The sequence below is a fragment of the Embleya sp. NPDC005971 genome, from assembly GCF_040629175.1.
In the GTDB taxonomy this organism is placed as follows: domain Bacteria; phylum Actinomycetota; class Actinomycetes; order Streptomycetales; family Streptomycetaceae; genus Embleya.
This window is the reverse complement of sequence record NZ_JBEXUX010000066.1, coordinates 33,508-55,415: the sequence shown is the minus strand read 5'-3', so window position 1 is coordinate 55,415 and position 21,908 is coordinate 33,508. Positions and strand designations below refer to the sequence as shown.

At 72.8% G+C, this 21,908-nt stretch carries 19 protein-coding genes and 2 pseudogenes; 4 read left to right on the top strand and 17 right to left on the bottom strand.

Annotated features, from left to right (window positions below; translation table 11 throughout):
• Positions 1–34: 34 nt before the first annotated feature.
• The 9 genes from iolD to ABZ374_RS38825 all read right to left on the bottom strand — a co-directional run bounded on the left by iolD (position 35) and on the right by ABZ374_RS38825 (position 9,875).
• Positions 35–1,936, bottom strand: a complete 1,902-nt coding sequence (gene iolD, locus ABZ374_RS38865; RefSeq protein ID WP_360320918.1) for a 3D-(3,5/4)-trihydroxycyclohexane-1,2-dione acylhydrolase (decyclizing) — start codon at positions 1,934–1,936, stop codon at positions 35–37.
• On the bottom strand, positions 1,933–2,832 hold the full coding sequence (gene iolB, locus ABZ374_RS38860) for a 5-deoxy-glucuronate isomerase (protein ID WP_360320915.1): 900 nt from the start codon (positions 2,830–2,832) through the stop codon (positions 1,933–1,935). Before iolB ends, iolD begins: the two co-directional genes overlap by 4 nt.
• Positions 2,829–3,743, bottom strand: coding sequence for an aldolase (locus tag ABZ374_RS38855; protein ID WP_360320912.1), 915 nt, complete (start codon positions 3,741–3,743; stop codon positions 2,829–2,831). Before ABZ374_RS38855 ends, iolB begins: the two co-directional genes overlap by 4 nt.
• A complete protein-coding gene (gene iolC, locus ABZ374_RS38850) occupies positions 3,740–4,759 on the bottom strand; it encodes a 5-dehydro-2-deoxygluconokinase (RefSeq protein WP_360320909.1) in 1,020 nt (339 codons plus the stop codon). The genes ABZ374_RS38855 and iolC overlap by 4 nt, the downstream gene beginning before the upstream one ends.
• On the bottom strand, positions 4,756–5,634 hold the full coding sequence (locus tag ABZ374_RS38845; RefSeq protein WP_360320906.1) for an ATP-binding cassette domain-containing protein: 879 nt from the start codon (positions 5,632–5,634) through the stop codon (positions 4,756–4,758). The genes iolC and ABZ374_RS38845 overlap by 4 nt, the downstream gene beginning before the upstream one ends.
• A complete protein-coding gene (locus tag ABZ374_RS38840) occupies positions 5,631–6,740 on the bottom strand; it encodes an ABC transporter permease (protein WP_360320903.1) in 1,110 nt (369 codons plus the stop codon). The genes ABZ374_RS38845 and ABZ374_RS38840 overlap by 4 nt, the downstream gene beginning before the upstream one ends.
• Positions 6,737–7,732 carry a sugar ABC transporter substrate-binding protein gene (locus tag ABZ374_RS38835; RefSeq protein ID WP_360320900.1) on the bottom strand — a complete coding sequence of 332 codons (996 nt, stop codon included), beginning with the start codon at positions 7,730–7,732 and terminating at the stop codon, positions 6,737–6,739. The genes ABZ374_RS38840 and ABZ374_RS38835 overlap by 4 nt, the downstream gene beginning before the upstream one ends.
• A 188-nt stretch (positions 7,733–7,920) precedes the next feature.
• Positions 7,921–8,841 carry a TIM barrel protein gene (locus tag ABZ374_RS38830; RefSeq protein ID WP_360320897.1) on the bottom strand — a complete coding sequence of 307 codons (921 nt, stop codon included), beginning with the start codon at positions 8,839–8,841 and terminating at the stop codon, positions 7,921–7,923.
• Positions 8,838–9,875 (bottom strand): Gfo/Idh/MocA family oxidoreductase, encoded by a 1,038-nt coding sequence (locus ABZ374_RS38825; protein ID WP_360320894.1) that lies wholly within the window; start codon positions 9,873–9,875, stop codon positions 8,838–8,840. Before ABZ374_RS38825 ends, ABZ374_RS38830 begins: the two co-directional genes overlap by 4 nt.
• 526 nt (positions 9,876–10,401) lie before the next feature.
• On the opposite strand from ABZ374_RS38825, the gene ABZ374_RS38820 reads away from it, so the two are divergent.
• On the top strand, positions 10,402–11,418 hold the full coding sequence (locus ABZ374_RS38820; RefSeq protein ID WP_360320891.1) for a LacI family DNA-binding transcriptional regulator: 1,017 nt from the start codon (positions 10,402–10,404) through the stop codon (positions 11,416–11,418).
• A 622-nt stretch (positions 11,419–12,040) separates the two neighbouring features.
• Positions 12,041–12,718 carry a transglycosylase family protein gene (locus tag ABZ374_RS38815; RefSeq protein ID WP_360320888.1) on the top strand — a complete coding sequence of 226 codons (678 nt, stop codon included), beginning with the start codon at positions 12,041–12,043 and terminating at the stop codon, positions 12,716–12,718.
• A gap of 53 nt (positions 12,719–12,771) precedes the next feature.
• On the opposite strand, the gene ABZ374_RS38810 is transcribed toward ABZ374_RS38815, so the two are convergent.
• The 3 genes and pseudogenes from ABZ374_RS38810 to ABZ374_RS38800 all read right to left on the bottom strand — a co-directional run.
• Complete coding sequence (locus ABZ374_RS38810; RefSeq protein ID WP_360320885.1) at positions 12,772–13,557, bottom strand: 3-oxoacyl-ACP reductase; 786 nt, start codon at positions 13,555–13,557, stop codon at positions 12,772–12,774.
• Complete coding sequence (locus tag ABZ374_RS38805; protein WP_360320882.1) at positions 13,558–15,015, bottom strand: aldehyde dehydrogenase family protein; 1,458 nt, start codon at positions 15,013–15,015, stop codon at positions 13,558–13,560.
• A gap of 11 nt (positions 15,016–15,026) precedes the next feature.
• Positions 15,027–15,804 (bottom strand): annotated as a pseudogene (locus ABZ374_RS38800) (hypothetical protein); the annotation flags it as partial.
• 174 nt (positions 15,805–15,978) lie between these two features.
• Here ABZ374_RS38800 and ABZ374_RS38795 point away from each other — a divergent pair.
• Positions 15,979–16,722 (top strand): FCD domain-containing protein, encoded by a 744-nt coding sequence (locus ABZ374_RS38795; RefSeq protein ID WP_360320879.1) that lies wholly within the window; start codon positions 15,979–15,981, stop codon positions 16,720–16,722.
• A gap of 142 nt (positions 16,723–16,864) precedes the next feature.
• Positions 16,865–17,560 (top strand): annotated as a pseudogene (locus ABZ374_RS38790) (gamma-glutamyl-gamma-aminobutyrate hydrolase family protein); the annotation flags it as partial.
• 267 nt (positions 17,561–17,827) lie between these two features.
• On the opposite strand, the gene ABZ374_RS38785 reads toward ABZ374_RS38790, so the two are convergent.
• The 5 genes from ABZ374_RS38785 to ABZ374_RS38765 form a co-directional block, all read right to left on the bottom strand.
• Positions 17,828–18,862: a Sua5/YciO/YrdC/YwlC family protein gene (locus tag ABZ374_RS38785; RefSeq protein WP_360320876.1), complete on the bottom strand. Its 1,035-nt coding sequence runs from the start codon at positions 18,860–18,862 to the stop codon at positions 17,828–17,830.
• Between the two features lie 235 nt (positions 18,863–19,097).
• Positions 19,098–19,925 carry a phosphotransferase gene (locus tag ABZ374_RS38780; protein WP_360320873.1) on the bottom strand — a complete coding sequence of 276 codons (828 nt, stop codon included), beginning with the start codon at positions 19,923–19,925 and terminating at the stop codon, positions 19,098–19,100.
• Between the two features lie 2 nt (positions 19,926–19,927).
• Entirely contained in the window at positions 19,928–20,905 is a 978-nt protein-coding gene (locus ABZ374_RS38775) for a hypothetical protein (protein ID WP_360320870.1), read from the bottom strand.
• On the bottom strand, positions 20,898–21,089 hold the full coding sequence (locus tag ABZ374_RS38770; protein WP_360320867.1) for a hypothetical protein: 192 nt from the start codon (positions 21,087–21,089) through the stop codon (positions 20,898–20,900). Before ABZ374_RS38770 ends, ABZ374_RS38775 begins: the two co-directional genes overlap by 8 nt.
• A gap of 151 nt (positions 21,090–21,240) precedes the next feature.
• A complete protein-coding gene (locus ABZ374_RS38765; RefSeq protein ID WP_360320864.1) occupies positions 21,241–21,759 on the bottom strand; it encodes a YceI family protein in 519 nt (172 codons plus the stop codon).
• Between the last annotated feature and the right edge of the window lie 149 nt (positions 21,760–21,908).

Genomic DNA, 21,908 nt, shown 5'->3' with positions numbered 1-21,908 from the left:
GGACCGCGAGCGGTGCTCGCGGTCCCGGCGCCGGTCAGCCTCGGGCCGCCCGCTCGGCCCGGGCCAGGTCCATGCGCTCGCGGGCCGCGGTCACCTGCGGCCGCGCCGAGACCTCGGGCACCCCCACCTCCCACCAAGCGCCGGCGTCGGTCCACCGGTCGGGGCGGGTACGCACGACCACCACGGCCGGCCGCCGGGCCGAGCGCGCCGCCGTGTACGCCTGGGCCAACTCCTCGACGGTGTCCGCGGTGAACACCTCGGCGCCCAACGCCGCGGCGTGCGCGGCGAAGTCGACCCGGTGGTCGGCGGCGGCGCCCGGCCCCCGGCAGTCGGTGATCATGTTGTTGAACGGCGCCGCGCCCTGGCCTTCCTGGAGTCGGGCGATCACCGCGTAGCCGCCGTTGTCGCAGACCACCGCGACGAACCGGTGTCCGGACAGGACCGCCGAGTACAACTCGGAGTTGAGCATCAGGTAGGAGCCGTCGCCGAGCAGGGTGGTGACCACGCCAGTCGGCCGCGCCATCGCGGCGCCCCACGCGCCGGCGATCTCGTAGCCCATGCAGGAGAAGCCGTACTCGACGTCCATCGTCGCCGCGCCGACCGGCCCGTCGGCCCGCCAGCCGCCGACCAGTTCGCCGGGCAGCCCGCCGGCCGCGGTCAGCACGTAGTCGTCGGGCCCGGAGATGGTGTTGACCACGCCCACGACCTGCGCGTACGTCGGCGGCCCGGCGGGCTCGCCCGGCGCGCGCAGCCGATCGACCAGGCCGTCCCAGGCCCGCCGCTCGTGCTCGGCCCGGGCGGTCCAGGCCGGGTCCGCCCGCCATTGGCCCAGCAGCGGCCCGAGTTCGCGCAGCGCCTCGCGGGCGTCCGCGGTCACCGGTGCGGCGCCGCGCTTGACCGCGTCGAACCGGGCCGCGTTGATCGACACCAGGCGCGCGTCGGCGGCGAACACGGTGCCCGACGCGGTGGTGAAGTCCTGCAGGCGGGTGCCCACGGCCAGGATCAGGTCGGCGTCGGCGGCGAGCGCGTTGGCCGAGGCGGAGCCGGTCACCCCGAGCGGTCCGGCGTGCAGCGGGTGGTCGTGCGGGAGCAGGGTGCGCCCGGCGACCGTCTCGGCGAACGGGACACCGTGCGCCCGAGCCAGCCGCAACACCTCGTCCGCCGCGCCCGAGTAGCGCACCCCGCCGCCGACCACCAGCAGCGGACGCCGAGCGGCCCGCAACAGCGCTGCCGCCTCCGCGAGTTCGCCCAGGTCGGCGCGCGGTCGCGGCGGCCGGTGCAGGCGCGGCGCGAACAGGCCCGGCGGGAAGTCGAATGCCTCGGCCTGGACATCCTGCGGCAGCGCGAGCGTGACCGGCCCGCAGTCGGCCGGATCGGTCAGCACCCGGGCCACCTGCGGGAGGGTGGCGATCAGTTGTTCCGGGCGGGTGATCCGGTCCCAGTAGCGACTGACCGCGCGGAAGGCGTCGTTGACGGTGGTGCTCGGGTCGTGGAAGTGCTCGACCTGTTGCAACACCGGGTCGGGGGCGCGGCCGGCGAAGGTGTCGCCGACCAGCAGGAGCAGCGGCAGCCGGTTGGCGTGCGCGACACCCGCGGCGGTGACCATGTTCAGCGCGCCGGGCCCGATCGAGGAGGTGGCCGTGAGCACTTGGCGACGTTGGGTGGCCCGGGCGTAGCCGACCGCGGCCAGGGCCATGCCCTGTTCGTTCTGGCCGCGCCAGACCGGCATCGCCGCGCCGGCCTCGTGCAGCGCGTCGCCCAGGCCGAGCACGTTGCCGTGGCCGAAGATGGCGAACACGCCGGGGAACAGCCGGACCCGGCGGCCGTCCGGGAGTTCGCTCTCCTGCGCCACCAGCCAGCGGACCAGGGCCTGCGCGGTGGTCAGCCGCACGGTCGCACCGGGCGTCGCGTCGGCGGAGGTGGTCCGCGTGCTCATCGCTCTCCTCCTTCCGGCGCCGGCGACGTCATCGGGCACCTGGGGTCGGGCGTCTGTTCGGCCCAGCTCTCCCGGACCCAGTGGTGGGCGGGGTCGTCGCAGGCGAGCATCGCCCGCTCGTCGCCGGGGCCGGCCATCACGTTGAGGTAGTAGAGGTGGTGTCCGGGGGTGGCGACGCAGGGGCCGTGGTAGCCGCGCGGGACGAGGAAGACGTCGCCGTCGCGCACCGTCACCGTCTCGTCGATCGTGCCGTCGGTGGTGTAGGTGCGGTGCAAACCGAAGCCGATCCGGTCGGGGGTGCGGCCGTCCCGGCCGGCCACCCGGAAGAAGTAGATCTCCTCGTTGACGCTCTCGTGGGCGCTCGCCGTGTCGTGCTTGTGCGGCGGGTGGGAGGACCAGTTGCCGTCGGGGGTGAGGATCTCGCAGACGATCAGCTTGTCCGCCTCGAACACATCGGGGGTCAGCAGGTTGTTGGCCTGTCGGGTCGCGCGTCCGGCGCCGCGCACCTCGACCGGCACGCCGGCCGCCGGGCCGTACGCCGGGTCCAGTCGCCGGCCGGCCCGGGCCGAGGCGAGCGCGAGTTGGCAGCCGTGCTCGGTGGACAGCCGCAGTTCGGCGTCGCGCGGCACGTAGGCGAAGTCCGACACCGCGGTGAACACGGTGTCGCGTCCGGCCAGTTCGAATCGGCGTCCCTCGGTCTGCACGGTGGCCGAACCGGCCAGCGGGATCACCGCGAACTCGTGTTCCCCGGTGGCAAGTTCCCGCCGGCCGCCCGGAGGCAGGTGCAGCACTCGCAGGCCGCTGTAGGTCCAGCCGGCGAGTTCGGGGGTGATCAGCAGCGGGTCCTCGGCGCCGGTGGCGGTGCCCCAGGGGTGGAACAGGGTCGGGTCGTTCACGCGATCACCTCGATCGGCCGCGGGTTCGCGGCGCGCAACACCCGGGCGGCGGCGGCCACCGCGCCGCGCACGTCGCCGTCCGCCGGGTAGAGCAGCGCGCGGCCCACCACCAGGCCGCGCACGGCCGGTTGGGCCAGGGCGCGCCCCCACGAGGACAGGTCGGCCTGCGGGTCGGCCGAGGGCACGCCGCCCAGCACGACGGTCGGCAGGGTGGTCGCGCCGGCCACCCGGTCCGGCTCCTCGGTGGCGGGCAGCTTGAGCCACGTGTAGGCGGAGGTGGTGCCCAGGGCCGAGGCGACGGTCACCGCGCGTACGTTGGCGGCGGTGCCGCGATCGAGGACGAGCCGGGTGCCTTCGCGCCGGTAGGGCAGTGGTTCGATCATCGCCCGGATGCCGTGCCCGGCCAGTTCGCTGACCGCGCGGGCGCAGCCCTCCAGGGTGGGGACGGTGCCCGGATCCTCGTCGACGATGCGCAGCAACATCTTGCCGCCGTCGAGCCGGTATCGGCGGATCGCGTCCGCGTCGTAGCCGGTGAAGCGGTCGTCTATCTCCCAGGACGCGCCGGCCAGGCCGCCCCGGTTCATCGAACCGATCACCACCTTGTCCTCCAGCGCACCCAGGAGCAGCAGTTCCTCGATCACGTCGGGGGTGCCCAGGACCCCGTCCACGTCCGGGTGTTCGAGGGCGGCGACCAGTCGGCCGAGCAGGTCGCGTCGGTCGGCCATGGCGAGCGGGTCGGCGCCCACCCCGAGCGAGCCGCGCCCGGGGTGGTCGGCGGCGACCAGGAAGAGGGTGCCGTGCGCGGAGAGCAGGCTCGGGCGGCGCCGGCGCTCGGCGTAGGCGGCGCGTACCGCGTGCGGCCGGTTCGCCCGGGTCGCCAGCAGGTCGGTCCAGTCGCGGTCGCTGATCACGTTCGGTTCTCCCGCGTCGGGTGGTTCATGAATTTCTCGATCTCCGCGTCGGTGGGCATCGCGTCGGCGCACGCGAGTCGGGCGGCGACCAGCGCCCCGGCGGCGTTGGCGTATTCGGCGATGCGGATCGGGTCCCAGCCGGCCAGCAGGCCGTGCACGAGGGCCCCGCCGAAGGCGTCGCCGGCGCCGAGCCCGCAGACCGCCTCGACCCGGCGCGGGGCGACCGTGGCACTGCCTTCGGGGGTGGCCACCAGGACTCCTTGGCCGCCCTTCTTGACCAGGACCAGGCGCACGCCCCGGTCGAGCAGTCGGCGGGCCGCCTCGTCCGGGTCCGCCGTGCCGACCGCGACCTCCACTTCGGTCCGATTGCCCACCACGACCGTGGCCTCGTCGAGGAGTTCGCCGATGTGGCGGCGGGCGGTGCCCGGGTCGGGCCAGAACATCGGACGGTAGTCGAGGTCGAGCACGGTGTGCGCGCGGCGGCCGCGCACCGCGAGCATCCGCCGATGGGTGCCGCGCGAGGGCTCGATGCTCGCCCCGGTGCCGGTCACCCACAACACCGGTACCTCGCGCACCAGTTGCCAGGGCACGTCCTGGTCGGTGAGGGTGAGGTCGGGGGCCACCGGGAGCCGATAGAACAGCAGCGGCGGGTCTTCGGGCGGGTCCAGGGCGCAGAAGACCACCGGGGTGAGCAGCCGTTCGTGGCCGGCCACCCAGGTCGGGTCGACGCCGAAGTCGGCCAGCGCGGTGCGCACATAGGTGCCGAACGGGTCGGCACCGACCTTGGTCAGCACGGCGGAGCGGCGGCCCAGCCGGGCGGCGGCGACCGCCACGTTGGTGGCGGTGCCGCCGAGCGACCTGGCGAAGGTCTCGACCCGCTCCAGCGGCACGCCACTCTGTTGCGGGTAGAGGTCGACGCCGACGCGGCCGACGGTGAGCACGTCCGGGATCGGGCCCGGGGCCGGGCTGCGGTCGGGTCGGGCGGCGTCGGCCGGCTCCGGCGCGGAGTCGGTCATGTCTTGGCCTCGGCATCCAACTCGTGGGCGAGTGCCTCCAGTTCGGCGCCGCCGGCCATCTGCCGGGTGAGTTCGGCGAGGGTGATGTCGGATTTGCCGAAGCAGCCCTGGCTGCGGCCCCGGTTGAGCAGCAGGAAGCGGTCGCCCACCGGGTAGGCGTGGTGCGGGTTGTGGGTGATGAACACCACGCCCAGGCCCCGGTCTCGGGCCCGCGCGATGTAGCGCAGTACGACGCCGGCCTGCTTGACGCCGAGCGCGGCGGTGGGCTCGTCCAGGATCAGCACCCTGGCGCCGAAGTGCACGGCCCGGGCGATCGCCACGCATTGGCGCTCGCCGCCGGAGAGCGTGCCCACCGGCTGCTCGACGTCGCGCAGGTCGATGCCCATGTCGGACAGGGCCCGGCGGGTGGTGGCGCGGGCGGTGGCGATGTCCAGCCGGGAGAACGGGCCGCGGCCCTTGCGCGGTTCGGAGCCGAGGAAGAAGTTGCGCCACACGCTCATCAGCGGCACCACCGCCAGGTCCTGGTAGACCGTGGCGATGCCCCGGTCGAGCGCGTGTCGGGGCGAGGCGAACCGCACCGGTGCGCCCTCCACGAGGTAGCTGCCGCTGTCGTTGGCGTGCACGCCCGCCAGGATCTTGATGAAGGTCGACTTGCCCGCGCCGTTGTCGCCCAGGACGCACGTCACCTCGCCGGCGTCGACCGTCACCGAGACGTCGTCGAGGGCGATCACGCTGCCGAACCGCTTGCCGACGCCGCGCAGTTCGAGCAGGTGCGCGCCGGTGCCGGGACCGCTCGGCGGGGCCTTGGAAGCACCGGCGGCGCTCTCGCCGCTGCCCGCTTGCCCGGCCGGCGGCCGAGTGGGTGGATTCGTCATCGACGGGACCTCTCCGCGCGGCGCCGGAAGGAGTTGTTGACCAGGACGGCCGCGAGCAACATCACGCCGAGGAAGAGCTGGAACCAGTCGCTGTTCCACTTCGCGTAGACGATGCCCTGGCGCGCCATGCCGAAGATCAGCGCGCCCACGGCGGCGCCGATCGCCGAGCCGTAGCCGCCGGTGAGCAGGCAACCGCCGATCACCGCGGCGATGATGTACTGGAATTCCAGGCCGATGCCCTGATTGGCCTGGACCGAGGTGTAGCGCAGGATGTTGATCGAGCCGACCAGCCAGCCGGCGCCGGCGGTGGTCATGAACAACACGATCTTGGTCCGGTCCACCGGGACGCCGACGTTGCGCGCGCTGATCGGCGCGCCGCCGACCGCGTAGATCCAGTTGCCGAACCGGGTCCGGGCGAGCAGCCAGGTCGCCAACGCGGCCAGCACCAGCCACCACAACACCGAGACCTGGATCTCGGTGCCGGCGATCGCCATCGTCGAGGCGAAGAACCGGCCGGCCGACTCGTATCCGTCGGTCGAGCGCATCCCGCTGACCTGGACGCTGTTCGTCACGTGCCGGGTGACCCCGAGGTTGAGGCCCTGCAACGCCAGGAAGGTGCCCAACGTGATGATGAAGCTGGGCAGTCCGGTGCGCACCACGAGCCAACCGTTGAGCGCGCCGACGGCCAGGGCGAACAGCAGCGACACGGCGAGCGCGGGCCACACCGACCAGCCGGCCCTGGTCGCCAGCATCGCGGTGATGAGCGCGGTCGAGGCGGTCATCACGCCGGCGGACAGGTCGAACTCGCCGCCGATCATCAGCAGCGCCACGGCCACCGCCATGATGCCCAGGGTGGCCGAGTCGTCCAGCCAGGTCGCCGCCCCGGCGGCGGTGAAGAAGCCGTCCGCGACGAACCCGAAGAAGCCCATCACCAGCACCGCGCCGATCAGCGAGCCCAGTTCCGGTCGGATCAGCAGTCGGTGCACGAGCCGGGCGGGAGCGACCCGTTCGTCCGGCCCGGGCCCGCCGGTGCCGGACGGGGCCGGAACCGCGCGGCCGGCCGCCTCCTCGGTGGGCGCCGAGGGCGTCGTGCCACTCGTGCTCATCTGGTCCCCCGCTGCGCGTATTCGGCCACCGCGCCGACGTTGTTCCGGTCGACGAAGCCGGGTCCGGTCAGTACCGGCTTGCCGCCGCCGACCGTGTTGGCGTTGTCCCGGTAGAGCTTGATCATCACGACCGGCAGGTAGCCCTGGAGATATTGCTGTTGGTCCACCGCGAAGACGATTTTGCCGTCCTTGATCCCGGTGACCACGTCCGGGTTGAGGTCGAAGGTGGCGATCTGCGCCTTGGACTTCGCGTCGCCCACCGCGCCCACCGCGACCGCGGCGACCTGCGGGTTGAGCGCGAGCACCGCGTCGATCGAGGAGTCCGACTGGAGCGCGCCGCGAATGCGGGCCTGGATGTCGGTGGGGTTGCCGATGTCCACCTGGAGCGTCTGGGTCGCGCCGCCGAAGCCGGCCTTGGCGCCGTCGCAGCGCTGGTTCAGGCCGATGTTGCCCGCCTCGTGGATGACGCACAACATCTTGGTCCGGCCGGCCTGCTTGAGCTTGGCGCCGGCCGCCTCGCCGGCGATCGACTCGTCCTGGCCGACGTGCGCGAGCGCGCCGAACTCGGTGGATCTGCTCTGCCCGGAGTTGATGGTGATCACCGGAATGCCCTTCGCGGTGGCCGCCTTGATCGAGTTCGCCAGCGCGTCCGGGTTGGCCATCGAGACCACGATGCCGCCCACCCCCTGGGTGACCGCGTTGTCGATCAGCCGGGCCTGTCCGGCCGGGTCGCCGTCGCCCTGGTACCGGACGTCCACGCCCAGCTTCCTCCCCGCGTCCTGCGCGCCGTTCTGGACGACGTTCCAAAAGGCGTCCCCCGCCGATCCGTGGGTGATCACGGACACGGTGTTGTTGCCCTTGGCGGCGGCGGTCGGCGCGCTCTTGGGGGTCTTCTCGGCATCCGGGTCGCTGCCGGACGGGCTGCTGCAGGCGGCGAGGACGAGCGCGGATACGCCTAGCGCGGCGGCGAATCCGAGGGAACGTCGGGGCATCGAATACTCCTCGTCAGGACGGTCGGAACGGTCGGGACGAACGGGTCGGGTCGGGCGGCGGTCCGAATCCGGTGCGCGGGCGCGTCGACGGGTGGGCGGGTACGGCGGCACGGGCGCGCGGCCCGATACCGATGTCGTACCCGGCCGGGCGACCGGCAAGGGGGGCGCCGACCCACCGGGCGCCGGCGTCAGTTGCCGCGCAGGTGCGCCAGACTGCGCGCGGTGTCGCGGCGCGGCAGGTCCGCGTCGGCCGGGTCGTCGGTCAGCCGGGTGTCCTGTTCGAGCACGTACCAGCCGCGGTAGCCGGCCGCGTGCAGCGTCGCCACGATCTCGGCGACCGGGACGTCGCCTCGGCCGAGCGGGCGGTAGATGCCGCGCTGGACGGCCTCGGCGTAGGTCAGCGAGCCGGCCCGCACCAGGGCGGCGAGGGGGGCGTGCACGTCCTTGAGGTGCACGTGGCCGATCCGGTCGGGGTGCCGGCGGACCAGGTCGAGCGGGTCGGTCCCGCCGATCAGCAGGTGACCGGTGTCCAAGCACAACGGCAGGGTGCTGTCGACGAGGAAACGTTCCACCTCCGCCGAGGTCTCCACATGTGTACCCACGTGCGGGTGCAGGGTGGTGCGCAGGCCGTGTGCCGCGGCGATGCGGGCGATCCGGTCGGCCGTGTCGATCAGGCATCGCCATTGCTCGTCGGACGGTTCGGACCGGGTGTCGTAGCCGTCCAGGCCGGTGGCGGCGGCCAGCACGAGCACCTCGCCCCCGGCCGCGGCGATCAACGCGGCCGTGCGTTCCGCCGCCGCGGTCGACCGGGCGACCAGGTCCCGCTCGTGCAGCACGAGCGCGGCGAACGAGCCGACCAGGGTCAGGCCGTGCGCCGCCAACACGCCCTTGAGCAGCGTGGGATCCTCCGGCAGGTAGCCGGGCGGCCCCGACTCGGTGGCGGTCAGGCCGAGCTCGGCCATCTCACCGAGCACGGTGTCCACCGGCAACATCGGGCCCCAACCGGGCACTTCGCACACGCCCCAGGAGATCGGCGCACCGGCCGGCCGCAGGTCCGGCCCGGCCGGGCGGCCCGAAGCGGATTCGGTCGAGGGCGGCCACGGGTTCATCGGGCCACCTCCGTGACCGACGCCGCCGCGCCCGCCGCGGCGAGTACGGCCGCCGGCTCGATCGGCCGGCCCTCGCGACGCGACCGCTCGCACGCCTGCGCCAGCACCAGACCGGCCAGCGAGTCGCGCACCGGGGACGGATTGGCCATCCGCCCGGCGACCACCTCGACGAACACCCGCATCTCGTTGTCGTAGGCACGGGCGAATCGTTCCGGGAAGCCCGCGTAGGCGTCCGGGCCGGCCTGCGGACCGTCCGCCTCCAGCGAGGTCAACGGCGTCCGGGGATCCAGGCCCACCGCGAGCGACTGGGCCGAGCCCAGCACCTCGATCCGGTGGTCGTAGCCCGCCGGGTCGTGTCGGCCGCCGGTGAGCACCGCGTGTGCCCCGCTCGCGAAACGCAGCAGCACGACCGCGTTGTCCACGTCGTCCGCCTGCGCGAACGCCTCGTCCACCAGCACCGAGCCGCTCGCGAACACCTCGACGACCGGTTCGCCGAGCAACCACGGCACCGCGTCCAGGTCGTGGATGAGCAGGTCGCGGAAGATCCCGCCGGACGCGGGCAGGTAGCCCGGGTCCGGCGGCACGGCGTCCTGGCCGACCGCGCGCACCAGGTACGGCGTACCCATCTCGCCAGCGTCCAGGCGGCGCTTCAACTCCAGCACGGCCGGATCGAAGCGGCGCTGGAAACCGACCAGGACCGGCACGCCGCTCGCCTCCACGTCCGCGATCAGCGCGATCATCGCGGCGATGTCCGACGCGATCGGCTTCTCGCACAGCGTCGGCACACCGGCGGCCACCGTCCGACGCAACATCTGCGGGTGGGTGTCGGTGGGGGTGGCCACCACGACGCCGTCGACCGTGTCGAGCAGGGTCTTCGGGTCGTCGACCGCCTCGACGCCGAGTTCCTTCGCCAGGGCCGGCGCCCGGCCCGGTTGCGGGTCGAACAGGACCAGTTCGTCGACCGTCTCCAGGCTCGTGAGGTTCCGCGCGTGCATCGCGCCGATTCGCCCCACACCTGCGACTCCGATACGCATCAGGTTCTTTTCTCCAGTGGGCCGGCGGACAACGGACTTCGACGGTCGCCTGTTCGACCGCCGGGGGACGAAGCAGCCCCGGATCGCCGCGCTCCATTTTTGGAGCGCTCCAATCCGGGAACGCCACAAGACTGATACTCGCCGTCCGAGCGTGTCAAGGGTCACTCGTCACCTTCGCCGCGGGTTGCCGACACACCCGAGCCGGTGGGTAATACCGCCATTCGACGGACCGTTCGAGGCGTCCGCGCCGGGATCGCTTGGAGCGCTCCATTCGTTGGAGCGCTCCAAGCGTGTAATCTTCGTGCCGCGGCCGTGGGCCGTCCGAGCGCCGGGTTCGTCGGCGTCGCCGGAGCGCCGATCGTGCGGGGGCGGCGCCACGGCATCGGGTGGGTGGGGTCGCGGTGGTGCGGGTCGCGGGCCCATCGGAGGGTCGACCGCGTCGAGTCGGCGCACGTCGATCCCCGGACACCCGACGACGCGGCCGCGGCTGCGCACGGGGAGATCATCGGAGGAAAGGGGAGCATCAGTGTCCGGTCCCACTCTCGAGGACGTCGCCGCCCGCGCCGGGGTGTCCCGCTCGCTCGTGTCGCTGGTGATGCGCGACTCGCCCAAGGTCGGCGAGGTGCGCCGCCAGGCCGTGCTGGCCGCGGCCCGCGAGTTGGGCTACCGCCCCAACCTCAACGCCCGCACCCTGGCCACCGGCAGCAGCAGCACGCTGGGCGTGATGATCTCCGACCTGCACAACCCGTACTTCGCCGAGGTGGTCGACGGCGTCGAGGCCGCCGCGCACGCGTGCGGCATGGACATCATCCTGGGCACCGGCGGACGCCGTCCGGCGCACGAACGCCGCAGCCTGGAACGCCTGCTCCAGTTCCGACCCGCGGGCCTGATCCTGCTCGGCCCGGTCGTGGAGACCGCCGCGATCGAGGAGGCCGCCGCCCGGGTGCCCACCGTGCTGGTGGCCCGCAGCGTGCGAGCCGCCCGGGTGGACACCGTCAACGACGACGGCGCCACCGGATCGGCGCTGGCCGTCGAGCACCTGGCCGCCCTGGGCCACCGCGACATCGTGCACGTGGACGGCGGCGCCGGCTCGCAGGCCGCGGTCCGCCGCCGCGGCTACGAACAGGCGATGACGCGCCTGGCGTTGGGCCGCCACCTGTCCGTCGTGCCGAGCGAGTACACCGACACCGGCGGCGCCCGGGCCGCGCGGGCCCTGCTGGAGCGCGCCACCCTCCCGACGGCCATCGTCGCGGCCAACGACTTCAACGCGGTCGGCATCATCGGCGAACTGTCCGCCGCCGGCGTGCGGGTGCCCCTGGACGTCTCCGTGGTCGGCTACGACAACACCCACCTGGCGGGCCTGCGACACATCGGCCTGACCACGATCAATCAGCCGCGCGAGGAAATGGGCCGGCTGGCCACCGAAACCCTCCTGCAACGCCTGCGCGGCGAACGCACCAAGGCGGCCCGCCACCTCCTGCACCCGAAACTGGTGCCCCGCACCAGCACCGCACCCCCGAGGCGGACGGACCGACCGGATTAATTACTATTATCTGCGCTTCGCCGATACGAGGCCGGCTTATGCCAATCCCTTCGAATCACCGGTCGCGCGCGCAGGGTACCGGCTGTGCGAAACACCGCCCGGAAGGGCTCGGCCGCCACGATGGCCGAATCTTCGCCGCACCCTTCGAGGTTTATCGTGGCGCTCCGCATTGTTTCGACGCGAGGCAAAGTCCTTTCGGCCGAAATCCCGGCTCCGGGGCCGGGCCGGCCGACCCGAAGCCCGGTCACCGGTCGTGCCCGACTCCCCTTTGATCCTTCGAAACCACCCGTATGGTCGCCGACCGAACGGTGCCGGGACAGGGAATTTGCCGGCCTGCGGGAAAGCCCGCCACCGACCGCGACACTCGCGGGAAATGCCGCCGTGGCCTGCGAAAACGCAATCGGTCGTTGATATCGACGACGCGGGTTGTCTACCGTCTGCGCCAAGTGCAGACCGCACCCCCGTTATTCGCCGTGCAGTCACGGCCGAACTCGCGACCCGGTCGCGAGGTGGAGGCAACGAAGCGCTCGTCACCAGCATCCGGGCGATTCGGATGGCCGGAACGGATTCCTCGCGGATCGCCGCCGGCCGTACCCCACAGGGGGAATTCCGAAGGGAATCCATGCTTTCTCACAGCACGTCGCACCGGGACGAATCGCGCCCGGCCGGCGGCCGGCGCCGCCTCCGCGACACGGCGGTCGTCGGTGTCGTGGCGACCTCGATCCTGGGCTTCACGGCAATGACCCAGGCCCGGGCGGCGGACGACGCCACCTGGGACCGGGTCGCACACTGCGAGAGCGGCGGCAACTGGTCCACCGAAACCGGCAACGGCTACCACGGCGGGCTCCAGTTCAACGAGCGCACCTGGAGGGCCAACGGCGGCAAGGGCCGGGCGCAGGACGCGCCCAAGGCGGAGCAGATCCGCGTCGCCGAGAACGTCCTGCGATCACAGGGGGCGGGTGCCTGGCCCGTCTGCGGACGCAAAGCCGGCCTCGCCGGCGCCGGCCCCGCCCGTCGCACCGAACGCAGCGCGGCCGAACGCCCCGGGCGCGCCAAGAAGTCCGCCACATCCACTCGGCCGGCCTCCGGCCCTCAAGAGCAATCGGCTGCCGCTCCCGAAGAGTCGCGCCGGCCCGCGGACGCCGCCGAGGTCGTCGTCCGGCCCGGCGACACCCTCTCCGGCATCGCCGACGAGCAACAATTCCCGGGCGGCTGGCCCGCCCTGTACGCCAGGAACCGGGAGGCGGTGGGCCCCGACCCCGACCTGATCCAGCCGGGTCAACGCCTCTCGCTGCGCTGACGCGTCACACCGCGCGCGGGAGGTCGGGGCCGGCCCCGACCTCCCGGCACGGGCTACATCGGGGTGACGTACGCACCCGCGATGCCGCCGTCGACCAGGAACTCGGCAGCGTTGACGAAGGACGAGTCGTCACTGGCCAGGAACGCGACCGCGGCCGCGATTTCCTCCGGCTCGGCGAATCGGCCGACCGGGATGTGCACCAGCCGACGGGCCGCCCGCTCCGGGTCCTTGGCGAACAGCTCCTTGAGCAGCGGGGTGTTCACCGGCCCCGGGCACAGCGCGTTGACCCGGATGCCCTCCCGGGCGAACTGCACGCCCAGTTCCCGCGACATCGCGAGCACACCGCCCTTGGACGCGGTGTAGGAGATCTGCGAGGTCGCCGCGCCCATCACCGCCACGAAGGACGCGGTATTGATGATCGAGCCCCGGCCCTGTTCCCGCATGTACGGCAACGCGGCCTTGCAACACAGGAACACCGAGGTCAGGTTGACCTCCTGGACCCGGCGCCACGCGTCCAGGCCGGTGGTCAGGATCGAGTCGTCGTCGGGCGGCGAGATGCCCGCGTTGTTGAACGCGACGTCGACCGAACCGTAGGTGTCGAACGCGGTCTTGAACAGGGCCTCGACCTGCTCGGCGTCGGTGACGTCGACCCGCACGAAGAGCCCGCCGACCTCGTCGGCGGCGGCCTTGCCGGATGCCTCGTCGATGTCGGCGCACACCACGTTCGCGCCTTCGGAGGCCAGTCGCCGGGCGGAGGCCAGGCCGATACCGCTGCCCGCTCCGGTGACGACGGCGGTGCGGCCGACCAGGCGGCGGCACACGGGGGTCTGCTCGGTCACTCAACTCTCCTCGGTGCTGGTGGACGCGGTGCCGGTGGATCCGGTACCACAGGACTCGCTGCTGATGAACACGTTCTTGATCTCGGTGAAGGCCGCCAACGCGTCCGGACCCAGCTCACGGCCCAGCCCGGACTGCCCGAACCCGCCGAACGGGGTCGAATAGCGCACGCTGCTGTGCGAGTTGACGGACAGGTTCCCGGCCCGCACCGCCCGCGAGACGCGCAGCGCGCGACCGACGTCCCGCGTCCACAACGACCCGGACAGGCCGTACGCGGTGGCGTTGGCCAGCCGGATCGCGTCCGCCTCGTCGTCGAACGGCAGGACCACCGCGACCGGGCCGAAGATCTCCTCCACGGCCGTGCGATCCTCGGCGGAGTCGGGCGTGAGCACCGTCGCCGGATACCAGAAGCCCTTGCCGGCGGGCGCCTCGCCGCGGATCGCCGCCGGCGCGTCCTGCGGTACGTAGGAGCGCACCCGCTCGCGATGCGCGGCGGAGATCAGCGGGCCCATCTGCGTGTCCGGGTCCCCGGGGTCGCCGACCCGGAAGGCCCGCACCGCCGGTTCGAGCAGGTCCATGAAGCGGTGGTAGACGTCGCGCTGCACCAGGATGCGGGTACGCGCGCAGCAGTCCTGTCCGGTGTTGTCCAGGAACGCGCCCGGCGCGGCGGCCGCGGCGGCCTCGATGTCCGCGTCGGCGAAGACGATGTTCGCGCTCTTGCCGCCCAGTTCGAGGGTGACCCGCTTGACCCCGGCGGCACACCTGGCCATGATGTCCCGGCCCACGGCGGTGGATCCGGTGAAGACCACCTTGGCCACGCCGGGGTGTTCCACCAGCGCCCGGCCGGCGACCGGGCCGGCTCCCGGCAACACCTGGAACAGGCCCTCGGGCAGCCCGGCGACCAGGCCCAGTTCGGCCAGCCGCAGGGCGCTCAGCGGGGTGGTCTCGGCGGGCTTGAGCATCACCGCGTTGCCGGCCGCGAGCGCGGGGGCCAGACCCCACGCGGCGATCGGCATCGGGAAGTTCCAGGGCGCGATCACCGCGACCACGCCGAGCGGCTCGTGGAAGGTGATGTCCAGGCCGCCGGCGACCGGGATCTGCCGGCCGGTCAGCCGTTCGACGCCGCCGGCCGCGTAGTCCAGCAGGTCGCGTACGTTGCCCGCCTCCCAGCGGGCGTTCCCGATCGGGTGGCCGGCCTCGCGTACCTCCAGTCGGGCGAGTTCCTCGACGTGCTCGTCCACGACGACGGCGAAGCGGCGCAACACGCGGGCCCGCTCGCCGGGCGCGAACGCCGCCCACTTCACGGCGGCGCGGCCCGCCCGGGCCACCGCCGCGTCGACGTCGTGCGCCGAACTCGCCCGGACGGTCGCGATGACCTCTTCGGTGGTGGGATCGAGGATGTCGTGCTGGTGCGGCCCGTCGGGGTCCGGTCGGTCGTGGCGTTCGTGCTGCTGGGACACCGCTTTGATCCTCACATGCGCTCGAAGGAGCGGAATCGCTCCCGGTCGGTCACTGCCGTGTCGTACGCGTCCTGTTCGACCTGCGCCGTGTGCAGGTGGTGGGCCACCACCTCGGCGCCGAAGGCGTGTTCGGCGATGGGCAAGGAGCCCCACGGCTCGGCGGCCCCGCCCGGCATGCCGGGCACGTGCGGCGCGTCACCGGTGTAGGCGTCGCCGGGTTCGAGTTCGTGCTCGATCCCGTGCAGGCCGGCCGCGATCATCGCGGCGACCGCGAGGTGGGGGTTGACGTCGCCGCCGGGAAGGCGGTTCTCGAAGCGGTGCGCGTGGCCCGCAGCGCACACGTGCGGTCGTCCGGCCCCCGGGCGACCTTCGACCCGCCCGGTGCCCAACACCGAGTGCTCGACGTTGTATCGGTTGGCCGGCGTCAGGCCGCGGTAGGCGCGGTCCCAGCCGGCCGCGTGCTTGTCCCTGAACAGGATGAACTCGAGTTCGGTGGCCGCGTGTGCGGGCCGGCCGTGCTCGGCGAGCCGGCCGAGTCGGCGCCGCAGAATCTGCCGGGGCGAGGCCGCGACCGGGGAACCGTCGTGCCGCAACAGGTCCGCGTCGAACTGCGCGGTGCCGGGATGCCACGGGGTGCGGCGCACGGTGGCCGGGTCGGGGCACATCACGAAGTCACCGTATCCGCGTTCCCGGGACGACATCGCGTAACCGGCCACCGTGTTCATGTCGGATGTCCGCCGCGAGCAGGTGGTCGCAGCCCTCGGCGCCGTGGGCGAGCGCGTCGTCCAGGCTCGGTGAACGCCGGGACCACCGTGTCGATTTCGCCGGTGTCGACGAGCGCGCAGTCCGTCAACGGACGGCGGGGGCGTTCGGTCTGCCAAGGGAGTGCTTCCTGTCGGTCCAACCGGAAGCCATAAGGTATGGCGGAGAACCATTGATTGGGAAGAGCTGGAGGGAGGGATCGTGGACGAGCAATCCGGGCCGGGCCCGAGCGACGGTCTGGCGCCGCTGTTGCGGCCGGTGCGGGTGGGCAACGGCTTCGAGGAGGCACTGGAGCAGATCCTCCAGGTGATCCGATTGGGCCTGGTGTCCGAGGGCGACCGGCTGCCCTCCGAACGCGATCTGGCCGATCGGCTCGGGGTCAGCCGGGTGACCCTGCGCGAGGTGCTCAAGGTGTTGGCCGATCAGGGCATCGTGGAGAGCCGCCGGGGTCGCTACGGCGGCACGTTCGTGCACGAGCGCCCGGGGCCGGTCGGCGACGGGTCGGCCGCCGAGTTGCGCCGCCGGATCGCGACCGTGGACGTGGAGGACACGCTGCGCTTTCGCGAGGTGCTGGAGGTGGGCGCGGCCGGGCTGTGTGCGGCGCAGGGGCTGGACCGGGCCCAGGCCGTGCGGTTGCGGGAGGCGCTGGCGCAGACCCGGGACGCGCCGCTGGCCGAGTACCGACGGCGGGACACGCTGCTGCATCTGACCGTGGCCCGGTTGTCCGGCTCGCCGTCCCTGGCCGGGCAGTACGCGGCGGTACGGGCCACGGTGAACGACCTGCTTGACTGCATACCGCTGCTCGTACGTAATCTGGAACACTCGCAGCACCAGCACACCGCACTGGTCGAGGCGATCCTGGACGGCGATCCGGACGCGGCGGCCGAGGTGATGCGCGAGCACTGCGCCGGAACCGCAGCCCTGCTGCGCGGCTTCCTCGCCTGATCCGGGCGCCCCGGCCGCCGGCCGCACCCGCCGGCGCGAAGGACGTCCTCCACAGGCTTGCGCCGCGACGGCCTGTCGAGTAAAGGTGTGGTATCGAACCAATGATTGACCGCCGCAATCCCGAGGAACCGAGCGACCCTGTATGACCAAACCACTGATCGGTATCAGCACCTACCACGAGGAAACCGCCCGCTGGGGGGTGTGGCGGCTACCGGCGATGTTGCTCCCTGTCGACTATCCGACGCACTTCCAACGTGCGGGCGGCCTGGCGGTGCTGTTGCCGCCGGACGCCCCGGAGGCGGCGGCCGAGGCGGTGGCCCGGGTGGACGCCGTGGTGATCGCGGGTGGTCCGGACGTACGGCCCGCCCGTTACGGCGCCGAGCCGCATGCCCGAACCGGTGTCCCGGACGAGGCCCGGGACGCGTGGGAGAGCGCGTTGATCGAGGCGGCGCTGGCCTCGAACACACCGCTGCTGGGGATCTGCCGCGGCATGCAACTGCTCAACGTGGTGCTGGGCGGCACGCTGATCCAGCACGTGCCGGACGTGGTCGGCCACAGTGGGCACACCGGCCCGCCCGGCCGCATGGTGGCGCACGTCGTCACGCCGGTTCCCGGCACGCTGTTCGCTTCGCTGGGCACCGAGGCGTACGAGGTGCCGACCTACCACCACCAGGCGGTGGACCGGCTCGGCCGGGGCCTGGTGCCCGGTGCGCGGGCCTTGGACGGCCTCGTCGAGGCGGTGGAGCTGCCGGGCGAGACGTTCACGATGGGGGTCCAGTGGCATCCCGAGGCCGGAACGGACGCGCGGCTGGCCGACGCGCTGATCGCCGCCGCCCGCCGGCCGCGGCCGATGCCGGTGCCGGAGCCGGAGCCGATGTCGGAGCTGATTCCGGTGCCGGAGCCGATGTCGGAGCTGACGTCGGAGCTGATTCCAGTGCCGGAGCCGATGTCGGAGCTGACGTCGGAGCCGATTCCGGTCTCGGAGCCGCTGTCGGAGCCGGCGGCCTGAGGCGCGCACCCGACGGTCGCATTCGCCCCCTCCTGGGGCCGGCGCACCGGCGATCCCGCGGCATCGCTCACCGCCGCGCCCGCCGCCGCCCCGGGCTCATCCGACGGGCGGTGGCGGAGCGGTCGGCCGATCGTGGGTGAGCAGGCCGTCCGCGAGCGGCGCGAGCCGGGCCGGCGCCTCGGCGTCGTCGGTCACGATCGGCTCGCCGGGCGCATCGCCACCGGCGAGCGCGAGCAGCCGCGGCCCGGGCCGATCGTCGACCAGTCCCAGCAACAGGTGGTGCACCGGCGTGTACGGCAACATGAAGCCCAGGTCGGGACGCCCCGGGGCGATCGCCTCCGGCAGCGCCGACTCGTCGGTCCGGCGGAGCCGCAGCGGCACGATCGGCCGGGTCGCGCCGGTGAGCGACTCGCGTTCGAGGCCCCCGATCACGGCATGCGGCTCGATCTCGCCGAGCGAACGGGCCAGCACCGCGAACGGTTCGTCCGCCCGCCCGGTGCGCTCGCGCAGCCGCGCCACCGCCTCCTCGTCGGCCGCGGCGCAGAGCAGGTGATAGCCGCCGATGCCCTTGACCGCCAGGATCTCCCCGTCGGCGAGCATCCGGCGCGCCTCGTCCACGGTGCCGAAGCCGATCGGGGCACCCTGCGCGTCGATCAGGGACAGCCGCGGCCCGCAGGCGTGGCACGAGAGGGAGGGTGTGCGAAAACGCCGGTCGCCGGGGTCGGCGTACTCCCGGGCGCAGTCCGCGCACATCGGGAAGTCCGCCATCGTGGTGTGCGCACGCTCGTAGGGCAGTGCGGTGGCGATGCCGATCCGGGGACCGCAGTCGGCGCACGTGATGAACGGATGCAGGTGGCGACGATCGGTGGGGTCGGCCAACTCGGCCAGACAGCGCGCGCACGTGGCGACGTCCGGCGGGATCCCGGCACGGCGCGCGGCACCCGGCTCCACCGACCCGGACGCCGCGGTCGTGCACGCGGTGTCGCCGCCGATCGCGGGTTCCTCGTCGGTGATCGCCGCGACCGCGACGGGCGCGGGCGGGTCGCTTTCGAGCCGGCGGCCGCCCGAGCCGTCGCCGGCCGCATGATCGTGCCCGTGCCCGGGTTCGTCGAATTCCACCGTCTCGTGCATCGGCTCTCCTGGTTCGCCGGTCCGGCACCTCGGCCCACCGGCTCGACGTGCCCGAGCCCGGGGCTCCATTACAGGCACCGTCGGTGATCCGTCCCGGCACCCACGCCGTGACCGCCTCCCGGCGTACACCATTCGCCGCAACCCGCGACTGGCCCGGTTCGGCGGATCCCGGTGGATCGGGCCGCGTCGTCCGGTGTCGGGCGGCGCGGCCCCACCGGGATCCGCCGAACCGGGCCTACGTCGTCACCGGGCTCACCACCGCCCGGTCCGCCGGGTCCAGGGACATCGTCGCCTCCAGGAGCGCCTCCAGCGCGGGGTCCGACCACGGGCGCACGGCGGCCAGTGGTGGACGATGCCGCCCGGTGGCGATGTCCTCCAGGATGTCGGCGGCGCCGATCCGCCCGCCGATCACCCGGTCGGTGGCCGGCGCCCGGCCCGTCCACGCCGCCCGGAACGAGGCGCCCAGGCTGTACAGCTCGGCGGCGTCGGTGAGGCGCACGTGGTGTCCGGGGCCGGTGTCCAGGAGTTGCCGGGCGATCTCGGGGGCCGTGGTCAGGTCCATCCCACCCCGGTAGGGGACCGGCAACGGGAGCAGATCCGGGTGGTGGGTCAGATCGTGGTCGATGAACTCGATCCCGGCCCCCGGGGTGACCAGGATGTTCATCGGCTGGATGTCCCCGTGGTGCCAGCCCATCACATGCAACCGCGCCAGCGCCGCGAACGCCTGCCGGGCCAGCACGAACAATCGATCCGGGAGGCCGGGGCCGGTGCGCCGGGCCGACTCGCACCAACGCCACAGGGTCACCCCGGGGCGCCACTCGACCGCCGTCCATACGCCGTCGTCGACGTGCCCGTGCGCGCCGCCGACCGGATACAGGCCCTGCCCGCGCAGGATGGTCAACACGCGCGCCTCGTGGTGCAGCGACGCGGCGTCGGCCGGCCCCCTGGCCGTCTTGATCCGCCACCCTCCGGCCCGCCAGGCATGCGTGTGATGCGAGGTCAGCGGGCGTGGCCGGTCGGCGATGCCGAGGGTCTCCAACGCGGCGGCGAGCAGCGGATCCATGGTCACAGTCTGGCGGACGCGCAGGTTCCGATGGTGCCGCGCCGGGCCGGGCCCACGCACAGGGTGCGGGCGATCTGTGCCGAGATGGGCAGGCCGGTGGCACTCTCGATCCAGCCGAACTCACCCACGCAGTTGGTCTCCAGATAGGTCCAGCCGGCCGAGGTGACCACGAAGTCCAGCGCGGCGTACGCCAATCCCAGGTCGCGCACGTGCTCGACGCAGGCCCTGGCGATCTCCGCCGGCGGATCGATTGCCCGGTATCGGGCCGCCTCCAGCGGGACGGCCCGCCAGTCGAGCGCGCCGTCCGTCGTGATCGCCGCGGCGAACACCCGGTCGTCCACGACGGTCACCCGCGCGTCGAACAGTCGATCCTCGACCAGGGCTTGCAGGTAGTGCAGGGTGCCGGCGATGCCGGTCAGATCATCGGAGAGGTGGATCCGGGTGGTCGGGATGAAGGTGGTGTGCCGTTGGGTGAGCGCCTTGACCACGACCTTGTCCCGGTGCGCCGCGATGAACGCGCGAGCCGCCTGCGGATCGCTGGTGAACAGCGTGTCCGGCACGGTGAATCCGTTGCGCGCGGCGGTCGCCAGTTGGGTGGGCTTGTGCAGCGAGGCCGCCACGACGGTGGGATCGTCGATCCACACCTTCAGCGGGTGGGCTCGCAACAGGCCCAGCAGTGCGGTGGTGTTCTCGTCCGCGCGCCAGCGTTCCTCGGCGCGGGCCAGTGCGTCCGGCCGGGTGGGTTTGCGCCAGTAGACCGCACAGCGCTCGTCCAGGGTCACCGACACCCGCCCCGAGGTCAGCACGGTGTGCCAACGGCCGGCGGCGAACCGGCCGGTGACCAACGGGCGTTCGCGCATGCGGCCCGGATCCAGGCGGAGCAGGGCCACGGGGCCGCCGAGGAGGTGCGCGGCCACCATGTCGGCGGTCAGATCCTCCTCGGTGGCCACGATCACGACGCTCGCGTCGCGATCAGTCATCCTTCTTGTATCCCCTGGGCTCCTGGGTTCCGGTGTAGGTGCCCGAGTCGACCGCGTGGATCAACAGCGTGCCGCCCGGGGTGACGTTGACGCACAGGTCGGGATCGTAGTGATGCCGGGGCAGTGCGGGCGCGGCTCGGGTGGGGACGGGGGCCCTGCGGCCGAGAATCAAGGGACCGGGCATGACCTCTCCTGACTGTGGGTGTCCGACGAACCCGAACGGTGCGTCATCTTCATCAACGCCCGGATGGGGCACATCAGTTGCACCTGCATGGCAAAAAGAGACGACCGACCCGGAGCAATCCCGGCCGAAGCCGTGCCGAACGGACGGGCGATCAACGGATCTGCGCGCAGGTGATCTCGACGACCAGGTCGAGATGTCGGCCGGCCATGCCGCGCGAGGCGGTCACCCCGAACGCGGTGCGATCGACGCGGGCGGTCGCCCGGACCGAGAACGCCCGGGGCAGCACGTCGATCGCCACTATCGACACCGGCACCGCTCGCGCGACACCCCGCACGGTGAGTGTGCCGGTCGGCATGTCACGGTCCAAGCGATCGGCGGCGAAGCTGATCGTGGGATGTCGGTCGGCGTCCAGGAAGCGGGCCGAACGCACCACCTTGTCCCGTGCCGCACTGGGCGAGGTGAAACTCGCCGCGTCGATCTCCACCCGCGCCCGGGAGGCGGCCGGTGGCTCCACGACGTCGATCGTCCCGGCCGAGATCGCGAAGCTCCCCCGGACCGGCAGCAGCCCGAAGACGTGCCTGGTCCGAAACGTGATGGTGGAGCCGGCCGGGTCGATCTCGTAGTGGCCCGGCCGGGGAGTGTCGGTCGCGTACTCTCGTCGGGTTTCCATGGATCCATTGCAGCGGGCGGCTCAGGCCGGCCGGTAGAGCCGATCGTCGTCGGCACAAGCGACGAAGTACGGGTCCTCGGCGAGGACATACGACTTTCGTAGGTTTCCGCTCGGCCGAAAGGCCGGCGGAGCACCCACCCCGATGGAGG